The organism is Paenibacillus protaetiae (assembly GCF_004135365.1).
Taxonomy (GTDB): Bacteria; Bacillota; Bacilli; order Paenibacillales; family Paenibacillaceae; genus Paenibacillus_AP; species Paenibacillus_AP protaetiae.
In genome coordinates this window covers 1,999,801-2,017,619 of the sequence record NZ_CP035492.1, presented here as the reverse complement: position 1 = coordinate 2,017,619, position 17,819 = coordinate 1,999,801, and the positions used below count along the sequence as shown (strand labels likewise).

The following is a 17,819-nucleotide window of genomic DNA, read 5'->3' as shown; positions in this document are numbered from 1 at the left end:
TTATATTTATTGTCGGATTGGGTTAATCCGGCGCTGTATGTTTAGTCGTTGCCGGAGCTTATCTCTTCAACGGAAGGGGCATTGCTCATAACGGCTTCCAGCAATCCCGGAAAGCGGGCTTCCAGGTCTTCATGCCGGATGGACAGCAAGCGCTGTGTTCCCATTACTCTGGTCTGTATAATTCCGGCTTCGCGAAGGGTCTTGGAATGATGCGACATCGTTGATTTGGCAACGGGGATGCTTATATCGCCGCAAGCCTGCTCGCCAAACGCCATAACTTGCTTGACGATACTAAGCCGGACAGGATCGCTTAACGCATATAGAACCGAAGTAAGCTGAATATCTTCGGTAGCGGGATGGTATAGCGGTTTCATAGGAAACCCTCCTTATGTTAAAACGGGCTGCTAAAGTTTTAATTGAATTGTATCATATTCCATGCTATATTTCTATTGTTCGATGATTATAGAACAATAGAACTTGTTCAAAACAGAGAAAGCTGAAGGAGGAAACCGATATGAAAAAAAAGCGGACCACGCAAGCTGCGGATAGGCAGCAAACGGAGTTTCGCATGAAGGAAAACATCGTCACGCTGCTGCTTGGCGTGACGGTTATTCTGGTTGTCATGAATACGATGATGTTTAACTTGGCATTGCCGACAGTCACGGAGCAATTTGGTTTATCCACAACGACGGCTTCGTGGATCGTTACCGGCTATTCCATCGTATTTGCCATCTCATCCATTACGTACAGCCGGCTGTCCGATTATTTGCCCATCCGGACACTGCTTATTACTGGTCTGCTTTCGTTTGGGCTGGCTTCTCTGCTTGGTTTGTTTAGCGGGAATTTCGCGCTGCTCCTGGTCGCCCGGCTCATTCAAGCTTCCGGCGCGGCTTCCATTCCGGCGCTTGGCATTATGCTGGTTACCCGGTTTATACCGACGGAGCGGCGAGGCAAAGCGATGTCCGTCATTATGTCGGCAAGTTCGCTGGGGCTTGGCCTCGGCCCTGTAATCGGCGGGGCGATAACCGAATACTTAGGCTGGCATGAACTGTTTATCGTGTCGGCTGCGAGCCTTGCAGTTATCCCGTTTTTCCTGAGACTGCTGCCTCGCGAAAAGTCCAAAACAGTGTCCTTCGACATATCGGGAGCGGTATGCCTTGGTATTGGCACAACGGGGCTGCTGCTCTATATGACGAACCGCAGCTGGCTGGCGCTTATAGCAGGCGGCATATCGATTCTATTATTTTGGCTGCGCATCCGCAGCGCGGGCAATCCGTTCGTACAGCCTGACCTGTTTGGCAACAAACGTTATATGACATTAAGCTTTTTAGGCATTGCCGCTTATATGTGCAGCTTCTGCTCGCTGTTTCTGCTTCCGCAGCTTCTTGCCCGTTCATACGGCTTGACGCCCGGCGAAGCGGGGTTGATCATTTTTCCAGGCGCGCTTGTGTCGATGCTCATTTCCAGAAAAATCGGCGGTATTATTGATTTGCACGGCAACCGGCTGCTTTTCCGCTACGCGCCCTGGATACTGGTTGCTGCCGCACTGCTCTTCGCCATCCTGGCCGACTGGTCCATGTATGCGGTCATGGTTGCCTACATGCTGCTTAGCACCGGCTTCTCCTCGCTGACGACCGGCGTTTCGAACGAGCTTTCCCGTATCCTGCCGCAGCCGTCGGTTGGCGCGGGCATGGGCTTGTTCCAGCTGCTGCAATTTTTTAGCGGGGCATTCAGCGTAGCGGTAACCGGCAGTGTATTGACGTCGTTCCAAACGGTGTCCCCGGGTAAAGTATATGCCGGCATTTTCTGGGGGATGGCAGCGGTAGCGGCTATCGCCGTTGCTTGCGCGCTGTTGTATGCGGTGATGGAGGCTTTTCGCCAAAAAAGAGAAAGCGGCTCCGAGTCTAAACCTGCCGTCTTGGATTAATGAAGTTATAACATTTGCGCCGCACGTTCTGCGGATGACTGGTAATAGAGCAAATACAGCCCATAAAAATGGCGGTGCAGATTTCTGCTAACCGCCATTTTTTATTTTTGCCTTTTCGGATGATACATCCCCCGCTAGACCGGACATCCAGTAGTATGGCTCTGGAGCTTTACAATTTCTTAAGAGGCGTCTGCAGAAATGCTGGTTTATACTTTATACGACAAAAGTCGATTTTTCACAAAATTTGTCGAACATATCGGTCAAAAGGGCGGGTGGACGGGATTCCAGCAGAGGGGTGGATTAGCTGAAATTAGCTAAATGATCATTGATAGATTAGGTCGAGGGTTGGATCGTCGGAAAGCATTGAGCTACACATAACAGGGAGAGTGAGTCTCGTACATGCAGTCATTTATAAGAATTAACCGAAAGTGGATTGGTCTTGCGCTGACTTTTGTGCTGCTGGCTGGCATATTGATTCCGCAGTCGGGGACAGCACGCGCAGACGGGGCGCCGGAGCTGCTGGCGCAATGGAGTAATTTTAGTGACTCCGATACAACGACGTATTATGCGAACGACGGTATCGAAGCCAATAAAAACAACCCTTCAACGGTAATCGCGCCGATAGGCGCCGGAGCCATCGGGGTTGCAGGAACGAACCCGAAATCGGTTACGACGACGGGTTGGGTAAAAGGCGTCTCGTATTGGCTGGTTAAATTGAGCACGGAAGGATACGACAATATAACGTTGTCTTCCGTGCAGCAAAGCTCCAACACGGGACCGCAGACGTTCGTACTGGAATACAGCACGGACAATGAATCTTGGAAATCCGATGGCACTACGTACGTTGTGGCCAATGATCCCACGACGGGTGTCATCAGCAATCACGTGCTGCCTGCGGACGTTAACGATTCGCCGAACGTCTACATACGGTGGAGAGTCGCCGACAATTCTACGGCAGTAAACGGAACTGCCATTGGAACGGCCGGGACAAGCCGTATCGGCAACATTACGGTCAGCGGTACGCCGGTCGGCACAACAACGCCGGTGGCCGTGGCGGGCGTATCGCTGAACGAATCGGAGCTCACGCTACAGCCTGGCGGAACGGAGAAGCTGACTGCGTCCATCCAGCCTAGCAATGCCACGAACAAAGCGGTAGTTTGGACCTCCAGCGACGAGACAGTCGCAAGCGTCAATAACGGCACCGTGACGGCTAACGCTGTTGGTACGGCAACGATCACGGTCACGACAGCTGACGGCGGCTTCCAGGATACGGCTCAATTGACGGTTGACGATACGCCAATCGCCGTAACGGGCGTGAACCTGGATAATAACAATCTGTCGCTTGACGTCGGCCAGACAGGCCAGTTGACAGCAAAGGTTGAACCAACAAACGCGACGAATAAGGCGGTGCAATGGGCATCCAACAATACCGCTGTCGCGACGGTTGACGGGACTGGCAACGTAACTGCGGTCGCCGCCGGATCGGCAATCATCACGGCGACGACCGCAGACGGGAGCTATACGGCAAGCGCATCAGTAACGGTGTCAACGCCGGCAACCTATACGGCAGGCGATGTCGTTATCAGCCAGCTGTATGCAAACGGCGGTAATGGTGGCGCGTTTTACAACACGAAATATTTTGAGTTGTACAACCGCACGAACGAAGATATTTCATTTAATAATAAATGGTCGCTGGTTTATACGTCCCAAACCGGCACGAGCATTGGCTCGGGCTACAAGCTGAGCGGCACGATCAAGGCGCATGGTTATTATCTCGTCTCCGGCAGCACAGCCGCGACGGGCGGTCCGCTGCCAATTGCAGCCGACCAAGCGGCCGGTACGGCGCTTAGCCCGAGTGCAAGCGCGGGCGGCATCATCACCCTCGCTTACTCCACGACAGGCTTAACCGGACAAGACGATCCGCGCGCCATCGACATCGTGGCGTTTGGCGACGGATCGAACACTGCGTTCAAGCTGCCAACCGATCATTGGGGTGCGCCTTTCTATAATAGCCTTATCAAAGGCGGGGCTATCGTGCGCAAGACGGACAGCGGCTCAGATCCTCGGCATGCGTTTGGTCTTGGCAACGGCTACTTTAATCGCGACACCGCAAATGATTTTGTTCTGAATTCGCCAGATGTGCAGACTGATCCAAAAGAAATCGTTCTGCATAATTCCAAGACGATGACAACGCCGGATGCCTCGAAAATTACATTCTCGGCAAGCAGCTCGTCTCTCTTGGGCGCAGCCGGCTCCGTTCCCGCATCTGCGGCAGTGAGCGCATATGTTGTGGCGGACGGCACCGTAAAGCAGGTCGGCCAAGCGGCAGCATCGGCTGACGGCTCCTTCAGCCTGACGTTAAACGATGTGCAGGGCAGCCAAGCGGTTTATGTGACGTTTAAAGACGGCACGCAGCCGGAGAGTTTCTATGCGCATGTCGATGCGGCACCTGCAGCAACATCGGCAATTGCAGATATTGAGGGAACGGATACGAATGGCGTTCCGTTGAACGTCGGCTATGCGACGACGATCGAAGGCGTTGTAACATCCGCTAACAATGCGATTGGTACGGAGAACACGAGTTACTACGTGCAAGATGCCACAGGCGGCATCCATGTCGTTAGCGCGCAGGCTCCAGCGGATACGATTCAACCCGGCCATAAGGTGAAACTCGAAGGCAAAGCCGTCTTCGCGGCAGGTTCTATGCAGTTCGTGCCATCATCGGTTACGGACGAAGGAATGGATACTCTGGTTGCAGCCGCAACTACGTCGATTGCCGATCTGGGCGACTACGCGAAGGCCGAGCAACTGGAAGGAACTTTGGTTACGGTTCGCGGCAAAGTAACGAACATTCCGAAGAACGGTCCGGATTACAACATCTCGATAGCTGACGATGATGGCAATGTAGCCATCGTGAAGATCGCTGCAAACTCAGGCATCGACATCAATACTGCGGTTTCTCTGGGCGACACGTTTGGCTTCACAGGTGTTGTCGAACAGACAAAATGGGGTGCTCCTTATACGAGCGGCTACTATCTTGTACCAAGAAACACTGCAGATATTAAAGGCGATATGCAGTTCAGCCATACACCGTTGGTAAAAGCGTACATCGGATTGGACATTCCGTTCACCGTGAAGGCTAAATACGCGGACTCCGTGACGCTTTACTATAAGAACGAGGGCGACGCGAGTTTCGCTCCGATTCCGATGGTTACGACTGACAACCTGAACTACAATGCCAGGATTCCGAAAGAAAACGTGACGGCAACAAATGTATATTATTACATTGAAGCGGAAACGTCCGGCCAGCCGAACCAGTCGTCCGGCAGTGCCGCAGCCCCGCATCTGGTGCCTGTCGTGTCGGATACGGACGGACCAGCTTACTCGGACGAGCAGCCGGCACAGAACGATCAGGTTGAAAGCTTTCACCCGGTCGTGTCCGTTAATGTCGACGATCCGAACGGCGTTGACGCAACAACGCTTGGCATCAGCATTGACGGTAAAGACTTCACGGCTAAGGCTGAGTTGTCCGAGACACAAATCAAGCTGGCACTGACTGCGGATGACGATTTGCCGATCGGCACGCACACCGTGCAAGTGAGCGGCAAGGACAATCTGGGCAATGCATCAACGCATACGTGGACGTTTGAAATATTGGAGCGTTTCACCGGAGGCAATCATTACCGGGGGACGACGCATAACCATACGAACATTTCGCATGACGCGCAAGGAGCGCCGGAAGATGCGCTGAAGGCAGCTAAGGCGCATGGCTACGATTACTTCGCGTTTTCTGACCATTCGCATGACATTGACTCGAACTTGGTTGGTCAGGACACTGTCGACCATAACGGCATGCCGGAACGGACGGGCGGCTCGGATTGGCAGTTGACCAAGGATCTGGCCAACGAATACACCAAAGATGGCAGCTTCGTCGTCTTCCCGGCTTTTGAGATGACCTCGACGACCTGGGGCCATTCAAATGTGTTCGGTACGACCAATTTCATTGACCGCGTACAGAATGGCGGTACGTACCAAAGCTTGCAAAACTATTACGCATGGACGTTGACCTACGATAATATCGTGGCGCAGTTTAACCATCCGGCTATGGGCGCAAACGCGTTCGACAACTTTATTCCATACGACAAAAACGTCGACAAGCTGTTTACGATGCTGGAAGTCGGCAATGGCTCAGGCAACTATTCGTATGTGAACGCGGAAGACAAGTTTTTCAGCGCGCTGGACCTTGGATGGCATGTTGCGCCAACCTATGGCGAAGACAACCACGATGGCACTTGGGGCCAAACGAAGAAGCGCACGATCATCGTTGCCAAGGACCTGACGCAGGATTCACTCCTTGACGCGATGCGCAACATGCACGTGTATTTCAGCGAGGACCCGAACGCACAGCTCGACGTCCTGGCTAACGGTTACTACATGGGCGCTACCGTCGATTCGAAGACGCTGAACTTCGACGTAACGGGCAGCGATGCAGTGTCCGAAAGTGCAAGCGATCCGGAGTACAGCTTCATTACTACGCCTTCGAACGACAACATCGCGAAGGTGGAGCTGGTTACGAACGGCGGCCGTGTTATCGACACATACACGCCGTCCAGCGACAGCACGTCGTTCAACTGGAAGCCGGTCGTCAATGTGGTCGGCGGCCAACAATGGTTCGTTATCCGTGTGACACAGAAGGATGGAGACCGCACGTATTCTGCGCCGATTTGGTCTCCTCAAGATCCGTTGTCAGTGAAGGTCAACGATTTGTCTGTCGCTGAAGGCGCAGCCATCGCTGGCGTGCCGGCGACGTTGAAGGCTGGTTTGTCCAATCTCGGCACGATTAGCCTGACGAATTTGACGGCGCATTTTTACTACGACAGCATCGACGCGCAGCATCTGATCGGCGACGCGACGATTGAGTCTCTTGCATCCAATCAGAGCGCGACCGCCAGCGTTAGCTGGGCGAACCCGACCGCGGGCGACCATAAGCTGATCGTCGTCCTGGAAGCCGGGGACGGCAACGATTTGGGCGAAAACAAATTCGAGCAAGCGCTCAGCGTCAAAGCGCCGCTTGGCATAAAAGTTATGATCGATGCGACGCACAACAATGAAAACACTTCAAGCGATACGGGATCGTATAAGGATAACCTGACGTCCCTGACGCTGACATTGAAGCAGCAAGGCTACACAGTCGTCGAGAACAAAACGGCTTTGACCGCTTCACTTCTCGCCGATGTAGGCGTACTCGTCGTCACACATCCGAGCACGCAGTACACGGCAGGCGAAATCGACGTGCTGAAGAACTACGTCGATGGCGGAGGAGCGCTCTTGATGAGCGAGAAGAGCAACTATAACGGCACTCCGCAAAATTTGAACAGCTTGCTTGCCGGTATCGGCTCTAGCATGCTCGTGAATAACGATGGTGTATTTGATGAAACAAAGGAAGGTAATTTCTGGTCGACGCCGCTGACATCGAATTTCTCTGTGCGCCTGCATAATCAGCCTGTCAACGGCGGGTTGACGGACTTCATTCCGCTGCTCGATTTCTACAGCGGCTCGAGTTTGGCTGCCAATGACGGCAGCGGCGGCAAGAAGGCGTTGACGGATAGCGATAACGTAACGATTCTGGCGCGCGGCAACGAGACCACGTTCCAGGACAGTCCGCAAGTAAAGGCGGATACGTACGCATACAACGTGCAAACGTCGAAAGGCAAGGATGGTCCGGCGCTGACGGATGTTACCGGCGGTTCAGTTATTCCGCTCGTTGCGGCCGAACAGATCGGCAATGGCCGTATTGTGTTGTCGGGTATGAACATTTTCAACGACAAGCAAATGACGCAGAACGATGGACCGACGAACAACATTCCGTTCTCTGTCAACGTTGTCAACTGGCTGGCACACCTAGAACCGAAGGTTATGCCGATAAATGAGGCACGTCAGCAGCCGGAAGGAACAAGCGTCATGGTCGAAGGCCAAGTGACGACGACGGCATTTTATGATTCGGCATATATCCAGGATGCAACCGGCGGCGTCGTCGCTTTCAGTGAAGTGCCGGCGGGTTCGCTGAAGCTTGGCGATACGGTACGCGTCTATGGCCATATCAGTACATTTGAGAACGACAAGGAGCTGGTATTCGACCGGTTTGCGAACAGCATCGTCGTGCTGAAATCCGGATCTCCTGTCGCTCCGAAGCTGGTGTCCACGGCTGACTCGGTATCTGACGCTTACCAAGGCCAGTTGGTTCAAGTAGAAGGCATCGTCAAAGAAATCAAAGATAGCAGCACTTATATCATCAACGACGGATCAGGCGACGTAACCGTGTTCGTAGATGGTTATATCATTAATCAAAGCGGCGTACCGGTACCGGACATGAAGGTCGGGGACACGCTGAAGGCTGTAGGCCTCAGCGGCAAATATTCGCTCGGCAACCGGATCCGCGTGCGGGACACCCACGAATTGTCGGTGAATCAGGGAGAGACGACAGCGGTAACAGGAGTCGGGCTAGACAAATCGGAATTTACCATGACGTTGGGTGACGATCCGTATGTCCTGACGGCAACGGTAGCGCCTGCAAATGCCACAAACAAAAACGTAACATGGAGCTCGGATGCAGAGTCGGTTGCTACGGTAGACGCTTCCGGTCATGTAACGGCAGTCGCGCCAGGCACGGCGAAGATTACCGTAACGACGGACGACGGCGGCTTCACAGCTAGTGCGACCGTAACGGTGCAGGCTAAATCGGGCAGCGATAATAACCAGCATGGTACGGCGCCTTCAGTACCAGACAAAACTTACACGCTTACGACTGGCAGCCTGACGGATATCGGAAGCGGCATTAAGTCCGCCGCTATTCCGGCTGGTACACAGGAAGTCAAGCTAGCCGCTGATCTCGCGAACACGTTCAAAGGCGAAAGCCTTCTGCTGAATGCAGGAGATCTCTCGCTTACGATTCCGGGGGAACTGCTGCAGCAGCTGATTGGCAAACTGCCGGCAGACGCACAGTCGAAGAGTACGATAACGTTGCAGTTGATTCCGTTGGCAAGCGGAGAGGCGGCGCAGGTGATTGCCAAGGGCGAAGCCTTCTCTGGCGCAGAGCTGAAGCCTGCGGGAGACATCTATTCGTTCCGTCTGTCCATTACGGCAGCGGGCGGCAAGACAGCGGAACTCTCGACTTTCAGCGAACCGATCTTGATCAAGCTGAAAGTTGGCTCCGGCGTGAATCCGGCGCTTTCCGGCGTGTATTACATCGCTGATAACGGCACATTGGAATACATTGGCGGCACATACAAGGACGGCTACATGACGGCGCAAATCAGCCATTTCAGCCAGTACGCGGTTCTCGAATATGACAAGAGGTTTGGGGATGTACCGGCGGATTACTGGGCGGCGGACGTGATTCGCGAACTGACTGCAAAGCATATTGTTAACGGTACGAGCACAAATACATTCGAACCAAAACGCAACGTCACGCGTGCGGAATTCGTTGCGCAACTGGTTCGCGCATTGCATTTGACGGAGAAAGGCCAAGCCTCCTTCGCAGATGTGAAAACGAACGACTGGTTTGCGGAGGACGTTGCCATTGCGGTTCAGGCTGGCATCGTTCAAGGCAAAACCAGTACGATGTTTGATCCGAACGCGTCAATTACACGCGAGGAAATGACTGTTATGTTGATGCGCGCTTATGCGCATGCCGGCGGTGCAACCTCGGCTGGCTCCGATGAAGCAGTGTTCAAGGACGAAGCGAATATCGCGCCATGGGCAATTGCGTTTATCAAATCGGCTGCAGAGCTGCATCTCGTGCAAGGGCGCGGCGAAGGCAATTTTGATCCGAAAGGCATCACGACCCGTGCTGAATCGGCTCAAATTGTGTACAACCTGCTTCACCATTAATTGCATTACACCGTAGATCAGCATCAGGCAACGGGAGGATGCCGCTCATTTGAGCGGCATCCCTGTTGTCTTTTAGAAGGAGGAGAATGAGAGAATGCGATTTTTAGGCGCCATGCGGTTTCTGGCCGGTTTTTTGATTGTGGTTTTCTTTACGGTGCAGGCGTTCTCTTGGAAAGCGGACGCCCATGCTTACAGCGCCGGGTATACAACGCTCGACCTGACCCGTTCAAGCACTGAAATGACGTATTCATTGGACGAACTGTCGGTTATTGAACTGGTTGGCGGGGACGCCAATTCCAACGGCATGCTGGAGCAGGAGGAGTTTGATGCCATCAAGGAGCCGTTGACCGCACTGCTGCAGCAAAACATCGCGCTTAAGATCGGCGGAGCTGTGACGCCATGGACGAAAGTTATTAGCTGCGTGCTTGACCGGCAAGGAGACGCGACGAAAGTCATCTTGAAAGCTTCGTACCCGCCTGTCGGTTCGGGACAGCCTATCGCCATGACGGACCAGCTGTACAAGCAAAGCAAGACCTCGTCCAATTACGTGGATTTACTGACGATCAACTATGGGAAGCAGAAGAGCACCGCGGCGTTGTCGGGGGACAACCGCCTCTGGGCGATGCAGATGACAGAAAATGAATATGCGGATCTGCCGTCTGATGCAAGCGGGCTGTCCTCCGAAAACAAGCAGCCTGCCAATACAGGCGCGGACGGGCAAAAGAACACTGCAGACCAGCCTGTCACAGCGTCCGGAGCGGGCGAAAGCGAAGGGGATTCAACGTCAGGCTGGTTTTCGTTTTTCGAGCTTGGCATTCATCATATTTTAGGCGGTTATGACCATCTGTTGTTCCTGTTTTCGCTGCTTATCGCAAGACAATCATTTAAACAGTACGCCGCTATGATTACGGCGTTTACTGTTGCACATAGCATTACGCTGACATTGACAGTGCTTGGCATCATCAACGTCTCGCCGCGGTTAGTCGAGCCTGCCATCGCGCTTAGCATTTGCTACGTGGCCATCGATAATTTGGTCCGCAGAGAGGTCAGCTACCGTTGGGTGCTGACGTTCTTATTTGGCTTGATCCATGGCATGGGCTTCGCAGATTTGCTGAAGGCGATGGACCTGCCAAAAACCGAGCTTGCAGGAGATTTGATCAGCTTTAACCTCGGCATTGAAGCCGTCCAAATATTGCTGGTCGCCGTTTTGCTTCCGGTATTGTACCTGCTTCATAAATGGCAGTATGCAAGACGCGCGGTTATGACGGGTTCCGCAGCCGCGCTTGCGCTTGGCGCCGTCTGGCTTGCGGAACGCGTATTCGCCTAGGGGGATCGAATTATGCAAACGACCACAACAGCCGCCAAGCAGCGGCGCGGGAGCAGCAACCTTCTTGCTGCTGTTTCTATCGCGATGATTGTCGGGCTGTACCTGCTTTCGAAAGTGTCGCCTGGAGTCATTTTGCATAACCAGAAGCTGCAAATTGCCAAAATGATGTTCATTAGCGTTGTCATCGAAGCGCTGCCTTTCATGCTCATCGGCGTCATTGTTTCAGCGATACTCGAGGTATTCGTTCCGGAACGGATGATTCGGCGTCTTATTCCGCGCAATCCATTTTTCGGTATCGTTGCAGCCAGCTTTATCGGCATCATCTTTCCGATTTGCGAATGTGGCATGGTGCCTGCGATCCGCAGGCTTATTTCAAAGGGAATGCCGCTTTACACGGCAACGACGTTCCTCGTAGTTGGCCCGATATTGAACCCGATCGTTTTCTGGTCCACGCTTACAGCGTTCCGGAACAAGCCGGAGATTGTCTGGTCGCGGATGGGACTGGCGTTTTTGACGGCGATTGCCGTAGGCTTAATCATTCACCGTTTCGTAAAAACGGACCAGTTAAAACCGATTGAAGGCGAAGGGAAAGGCCATGGCCACGCTCATGACCACGCTCATGACCACGTACACAGCCATGCACATGATCATGCACATAACCATAACGACGCTGACAGCCACTCCAATGAATCAGCTCCTCCCCGCGGGTTGGCTGTCCGAGGCATAAGCAAGCTGACAGATGCTATGAGCCATTCCATCGGCGAGTTTTTTTCCATGGGGAAATATTTGCTGATCGGCGCTTTGCTGGTCGGGGTGCTTCAAGCCTTCGTCACTCGCGATAATTTGGAAACGCTCGGCCACGGCCCGGCTGGGTCAAACCTCATCATGATGGGGCTAGGTTTCCTACTGTCGCTTTGTTCCACATCGGATGCGTTTGTTGCACAGTCTTTCACCGCTACGTTCTCGTCCGGCGCGCTTATTGCGTTTATGGTACTTGGTCCGATGCTGAATCTGAAAGGGGTGCTAATGATGTCGGCGGTGTTCAAGCCGCGGTTCGTGTTGCTTTACGGCTCGTTAGTCATCGTAATGGTTTACGCCGGTACTTGGGTGCTCGGGCAATTCATTTTGTAATGAAAGGAAAAATCGACATGAAGAAGAGCGGGATCGCTCCATTGCTTCACAATCTGATACGATTGGCGATTTTGCTAGGTTTGACAGCTTATATCGTTTATTTGTCGGCCACGGGGCAAATTTTGCTTTTTATCGCACCCCAGCTTGTGAAATACGTTGACCTTGCGGCCGTTTGCATGGCGCTGTTCATGCTCGGCCAGTTGTATCTGCTCTTCCGTTCGTTCAAAGTTCCCGCCGCCGCGTGCGCATGCCGTTCGGAGCACGACCATGGACATGATGAAGGCCATGGTCACAGCCATGAGCCGACTGGCAGCCCTGTCAAGAATGGGTTAATCTACGGCTTGTTTATTTTGCCGGTGCTGCTCGGCCTTTTGCTGCCAAACGAAGCGTTTGCGGGTTCATTGGCTCACAACAAAGGCATGAACCTGGGCGTTTTTACCGGAGGCGGGATGCCGGCTGATTTGGCGCAGGTGGACCCAGCTGAAAATTCCGATTTGAAGGAATTGTTCCGCTCGGATACGTATAACCGGGATTACGCCAAGCTCGGCATGCTGCTTTACAAGCAAGACGAAATTGTGATGTCCGACGAGTGGTTCATCGAGAAACTGCAGGCGATGAACACGTTTGTTGACAATTTTCAAGGCAAAACGCTTCAAATTCGGGGATTTGTGTATCGGGAAAACGAACTGGCGGCTAATCAGCTGATTATCGGCCGGATGGCGATGACGCACTGTATCGCAGATATATCGCCTTATGGAATTATTGCGGAAGCAGATAACGCGGCAAGTTACGCTAACGACACTTGGTTGACCTTAACGGGTACGATTGCAAGCACGACCTATCATGGACAGAAAGTCATCAAGTTGATGATCCAAAGCGCGGAACCGGCGGACTCGCCGGACATTCCGTACATCTATCCGGATTGGGACTTTGGCAAGAAATTGAAATGAGACGGAGATGAATAACATGCTGTTTAACGCCGGGAGCCTGATGATGATTGGGCTGATAGAGCTCTATTTCAACTTCATTGGATTTCAAAAAAGATCCGTTCGGCTGAAACGGGTTGGCCTGCGAAGCGCTGTTCTGTCTGCGATCGCAGCCGGGCTTGCCTTCGGCGCTGTACTGGCGCAGTCCTTCGACATGCCGTTCATCGGGCTGCTGTCGCTCGCTGCTCTTTTCGGAGCGGTTGCCGGCGCCTCGGGCGGCTTGGCGTACGGCCAGCATTCATCTGTGAACGGCGGCTTGGCAGGGCTAATCGCCGGATTAATCGGCACTGTGCTTGGCAGCTTGTTCTTTAGTTCCGGCACGGTTGTTCTCATCACGGCGCTGCTATTCGTAATGCTTGCCTTTCTGATTCAACGAACAGCGGACGGGGCTTCTACTGCAACCGGCACCGCACCGGCTGGCAAGCCGCGCGCCCGCATGGCCAGCAATACATCCGGCCGCCGTACCGCAGTTTTGCAAGTTCGCAAACCTTCATACCGGAGCAGCTATGTTCTGGCCGCTTGTGCAGTCGTGCTATTCACGAGTATCATCGTACTTCAGGACAAGCTGCAGCTGGGTGAAATCGGGCTGCCGCAAATGCAGGTTGCGGTGATGGATGACGAGAACAACATGCAGGTCGCCACAATTGATGTCATCGGGGCAGGTTTTGCGCCGAAGGTAACTGAATTTGAAGCGAATGCCATGATCAAAATCGTATTTAATGTCAAGGGGAGCGCGGGGAATGGACTGAAGATCGTATCCAGTGACTTGAACTTCAGTGCCGATGTGAAGCCGGGTGAAAATATTTTTCTGCTCAACAATCCGCAGCCCGGCAACTATACGATCGAGATCGACGGTAAAGGCAAGGCGGGCACCTTCGTGGTCAAGCCGGCAGCCAAGCTGTAAAGATGCTGTTTATCTTGCAGCAGCAAAACTAAAAAACAGCCCACGGATATGTGCCAGGGCTGTTTTTTAGTTTTGCTGTCATGTATTGAAACAGCTCAAATGCCGCTGTTCCTTGTTCATTGACGGCATAACTGAGAATCGTTATCATAAAATATAACAGTCAAGGACAGGGAGGACGGGGGAAAGGGATGGAAACACCGTTTGATTTTACGATCGTTAGAACGTATTTACATGTGTCGCCGGAAGGCGCTGATGACCCGAGCTTTCAAATGGAGGCAGCGCAGCTGCTGGAGTCTGCCGCACTGGAGGCGGCATTGCGAGAAAGCGGCAATGCGGTTCAGGCGCTTTCGCATGCGCTCCCGGCTTCATTTATCGGAACGTCGCTTTGCAAGCTCAGCCTGATCCAGCTTTGGTTTGCCGTCCAATACGACCGGTTTATCGATTTGTCGCTGGAGCATTTAATCTACCAAGTGGAGATTCATGGCGATCATGCCCATCTTGGCTATAAAATAAAAGCTTTGCATACCGAACCGATTCCGGCGGGGGATCCGGAGCAGTTTCTTGCGGACAAATGGAGCGCTTATTTCGCCGGGACGGTTACGCCTGCCGTTGAAGCTGTCGCAAAAGGCGCCGGCCTTAAGGCGGAAGCGATCTGGCAGCAATTCGGCGGCCAATTGACGATTTTAAAAAATTTCGCCAAGCAGCTGGTGCCGCGCGAGCCTATGCTTCACAAGCTGGAGCAGTACAGCCGGGTACTGTCGGAGCGGCTTGAACCGGAGCTGTTTCACGTCAGGCGCAACCCGTTCCGGCATATTCCGCGGTATGTGGAGAACCCGCTGAATCCCGAAGAGAAATGGATGCTGCAGTCATCCTGCTGTATGTATGACCGCCGGGAGAACGGGAGCAAATGTTATACGTGCCCGCGTATGACGCCGGCCGAACGGGAAGAGCGAAGCAAGCAGCTGCTTGCCGCTGCTGCTGTTGCGCCATAACGTGTGCGCTGCTTGGGAGGCGCGCAAAAAGGCTGCTGCAGCGCAGCCCAACTAAAAAAGAAGCTTCTGATCCGCGCTGTAAGCGGGCCGGAAGCTTCTTTACGTTTAATAGGCTGTTTGGAATTCGATTTGTAGTGTATCACGAATCCAAACGGTGCGTTCGAGCTCGAGCTTACAAGCCAGCGCCGGCAAGCAGCAGCGTAACCACTTCAGCGCGTGTTGCGTAACCGGAGCCGTTGAACTTGCCGTTTGCGATACCGTCAAGAAGACCGGCTTTTTCAGCGGCGGCTACGTAAGGTTTCGCCCACTGATGAATGCTGCCGGCATCGGTAAAGCTCGGTACGGCCGCCGGATCAATCTGAAGCTGCAAACCGCGGGCGGCCATAACGGTCATCTCTTCCCGTGTCACCGGATTGGACGGACGGAATGTATTGTCTTCATAACCTTGGATGATGCCAAGCAAGAACAGCTGTCCGACGGCGATTCTCGACCAGCTTGGAATGTCTTCGCCATCCTTGAACGGGAATCCGCTGGAAGTGTCGCCAAGCTTCAAGCCGCGGCTTGCAATAACGGCAAATTCGGCGCGTGTAATGGTGTTATCCGGCTTGAAGGTGCCGTCGGTGTAGCCGGTAACCAGCCCAAGCGCTGCTGCTTTTGTAATTGCATCGGCAGCCCAGTGTCCTTGGATGTCTGAGAATGCCGCCGTTTGACCGGGCAGCGAAGCGCCCTTCAGATCGGTAATCCGGCCTTCGATCTGCTGGCTGACGGTGCCGGCCGATGCCAAGTAGTCTTTGAATACTTCATAATCAACCAGATTTAATTCATAGAAACGCCCGTCATCGTGGGCCTGCTTCATCGAACGGTAAAAGTCGCCGCCTGTAGCCATATACGAGTTGGTAGCTACGATGTAATACGCTTGTGGATCAATTGGCGAATAAGTGCCGTCTTCGTTTTTGATTTCGACCTTTTGGATGCGGCTGCCGTTTTGCGTCACGGTGCCAGTGACGGAATCGATTTTTTCGCCGGGCTTCGTGGAGTCATAGGCGAAACGCATGCCTGCAACTTGCGGGAACCGTCCTTCGCCGGTTTCCACACCGCTTACGCCGTTCTCAAGGGCTGCTGTAATTTCGGCGCCGGTCATCTTCAGCGCGGTCAAATTGTTGCCGAACGGCATAACGGTCAGCAGGCCTCCAAGCGTAATGTCGCCGGCTGGCAGCGAAGCGCGGATGCCGCCACCGTTTTGAATGGTCACATAACCTTTTACGCCGGTTTCATGCACGATGCTTTTTACTTTGGCCAGCATGCCGTCAGCTGTAAAGTCACCGAGATTTGTTTCCTGCTTCCGGACCGAACCCCGTTCCCCGTCAAGCACGACCGTGGTCTTCCCGATGACCGTCTGTTTCAGTGTTTCCAGCGGTTTGGCCAGCTCAGCCAGCTTGTCTGCCGCTTCTTTATTGTCGGCAATGACATATTTGCCTGCCGCATCGGTCTCGTCGATGGAAGTCAGCTTGCCGTCCCAGCTTGTCAGCACGCCGTTATCGTCGAATTTGACGTCCAATTGCCCCAAATATTGCCCGTATTCGCCGGTCTGCACAATAAGGGTAGGCTCCGTGTCGGCGTTATGTACTTCCGGAGCATCGAGCTTCGTATGCGAATGGCCGCCTACAATAACATCAATGCCTGGTACGGAATCGGCCAGCTCTTCGTCAACGGTGTACCCCAGATGGGATAACGCAATAATTTTGTTGATACCTTTTTCTTCAAGAGATTTAACGGTCGCTTCCGCGCTTGCTTCATAATCTTTAAACGTAATGTTGTCGCCAGGCGAGGATAACACAGCCGTGTCCGGCGTCGTCAGGCCGAAAATGCCAACCTTCTCTCCATTCACCTCTTTAATAATTGCAGGATAAATTTGCCCGTTTGTCGGTTTGTCGGCAATGGCTGTGTGGTACGCGCCTCCAAGGCTCGAATCCTTTGAAAAATCAATATTGGCGCTGACGAAAGGAAACTTGGCTTCTTTCATAAAAGCGGCAAGCACAGCAGGGCCTTTGTCGAACTCATGGTTGCCGAACGTCATGGCATCGTAGCCGGCTTTGTTCATAAACCAAAGGTCGGCAAGGCCGTTGTATTGGTTAAAGTACAATGTCCCGGAAAATACGTCGCCTGCATCCAGCAGCAGGGTACTGTCGTTTTTGGCCGCAGCGATGGCGGTCATACGGCGGGCGATATTATCCAGATGAGCGTGGGTATCGTTGGTGTGAAGAATGCGGAGGGAAAAGTCGTCCGCTTCTGCGGCATGTGCCGTTTGCGCGGAATAAACAGCGGGAATTAGTCCGGATACGATGACTGCCGATGCCAGGAAGGTTTTGAAAGTATGCTGCATGTAAGCTTGTAACATCTTTTTTTGACGCCTCCTTATATTGGAAATGCATTTGACACTTTTAACTATATGATAGAGTAGGATTGATGTAAACAATTTGGTAGATATGTGCTCTTAAATTTAAGTTAAGTGTAAGAAATATTTACATGAAATTAACGTTTTTCGACAAAGCCAGCTTTTGTACCTCCCATGACCTTAGTCTCATTGTTTACTTGAATTTTACTTATTTATGAAACTCCCATCACATTTAACAGGTACGATTGTCCTTAATGGAGTACAAGT

At 52.9% G+C, this 17,819-nt stretch carries 9 protein-coding genes; 7 read left to right on the top strand and 2 right to left on the bottom strand.

Annotation, left to right across the window (positions count from 1 at the left end; all coding sequences use genetic code 11):
• Positions 1 to 41 precede the first annotated feature (41 nt).
• On the bottom strand, positions 42 to 374 hold the full coding sequence (locus ET464_RS09295) for an ArsR/SmtB family transcription factor (protein WP_129440275.1): 333 nt from the start codon (positions 372 to 374) through the stop codon (positions 42 to 44).
• Between the two features lie 140 nt (positions 375 to 514).
• On the opposite strand from ET464_RS09295, the gene ET464_RS09290 reads away from it, so the two are divergent.
• The 7 genes from ET464_RS09290 (at position 515) to ET464_RS09260 (ending at position 15,157) form a co-directional block, all read left to right on the top strand.
• A complete protein-coding gene (locus ET464_RS09290) occupies positions 515 to 1,927 on the top strand; it encodes an MFS transporter (protein WP_129440273.1) in 1,413 nt (470 codons plus the stop codon).
• Positions 1,928 to 2,326: 399 nt separating this feature from the next.
• The gene (locus ET464_RS09285; RefSeq protein ID WP_129440271.1) at positions 2,327 to 9,817 is read left to right on the top strand and encodes an Ig-like domain-containing protein; all 7,491 of its coding nucleotides are present in this window, start codon (positions 2,327 to 2,329) and stop codon (positions 9,815 to 9,817) included.
• 94 nt (positions 9,818 to 9,911) lie between these two features.
• A complete protein-coding gene (locus tag ET464_RS09280; RefSeq protein ID WP_129440269.1) occupies positions 9,912 to 11,144 on the top strand; it encodes a HupE/UreJ family protein in 1,233 nt (410 codons plus the stop codon).
• Positions 11,145 to 11,156: 12 nt separating this feature from the next.
• On the top strand, positions 11,157 to 12,275 hold the full coding sequence (locus tag ET464_RS09275) for a permease (RefSeq protein ID WP_129440267.1): 1,119 nt from the start codon (positions 11,157 to 11,159) through the stop codon (positions 12,273 to 12,275).
• Between the two features lie 17 nt (positions 12,276 to 12,292).
• Positions 12,293 to 13,225, top strand: a complete 933-nt coding sequence (locus ET464_RS09270) for a TIGR03943 family putative permease subunit (protein WP_165279962.1) — start codon at positions 12,293 to 12,295, stop codon at positions 13,223 to 13,225.
• A gap of 16 nt (positions 13,226 to 13,241) precedes the next feature.
• Complete coding sequence (locus ET464_RS09265; RefSeq protein ID WP_165279961.1) at positions 13,242 to 14,165, top strand: cupredoxin domain-containing protein; 924 nt, start codon at positions 13,242 to 13,244, stop codon at positions 14,163 to 14,165.
• A 188-nt stretch (positions 14,166 to 14,353) separates the two neighbouring features.
• The gene (locus ET464_RS09260; protein WP_129440261.1) at positions 14,354 to 15,157 is read left to right on the top strand and encodes a (2Fe-2S)-binding protein; all 804 of its coding nucleotides are present in this window, start codon (positions 14,354 to 14,356) and stop codon (positions 15,155 to 15,157) included.
• Positions 15,158 to 15,329: 172 nt separating this feature from the next.
• On the opposite strand, the gene ET464_RS09255 is transcribed toward ET464_RS09260, so the two are convergent.
• Positions 15,330 to 17,555: an S-layer homology domain-containing protein gene (locus tag ET464_RS09255; protein WP_129440259.1), complete on the bottom strand. Its 2,226-nt coding sequence runs from the start codon at positions 17,553 to 17,555 to the stop codon at positions 15,330 to 15,332.
• Positions 17,556 to 17,819 lie beyond the last annotated feature (264 nt).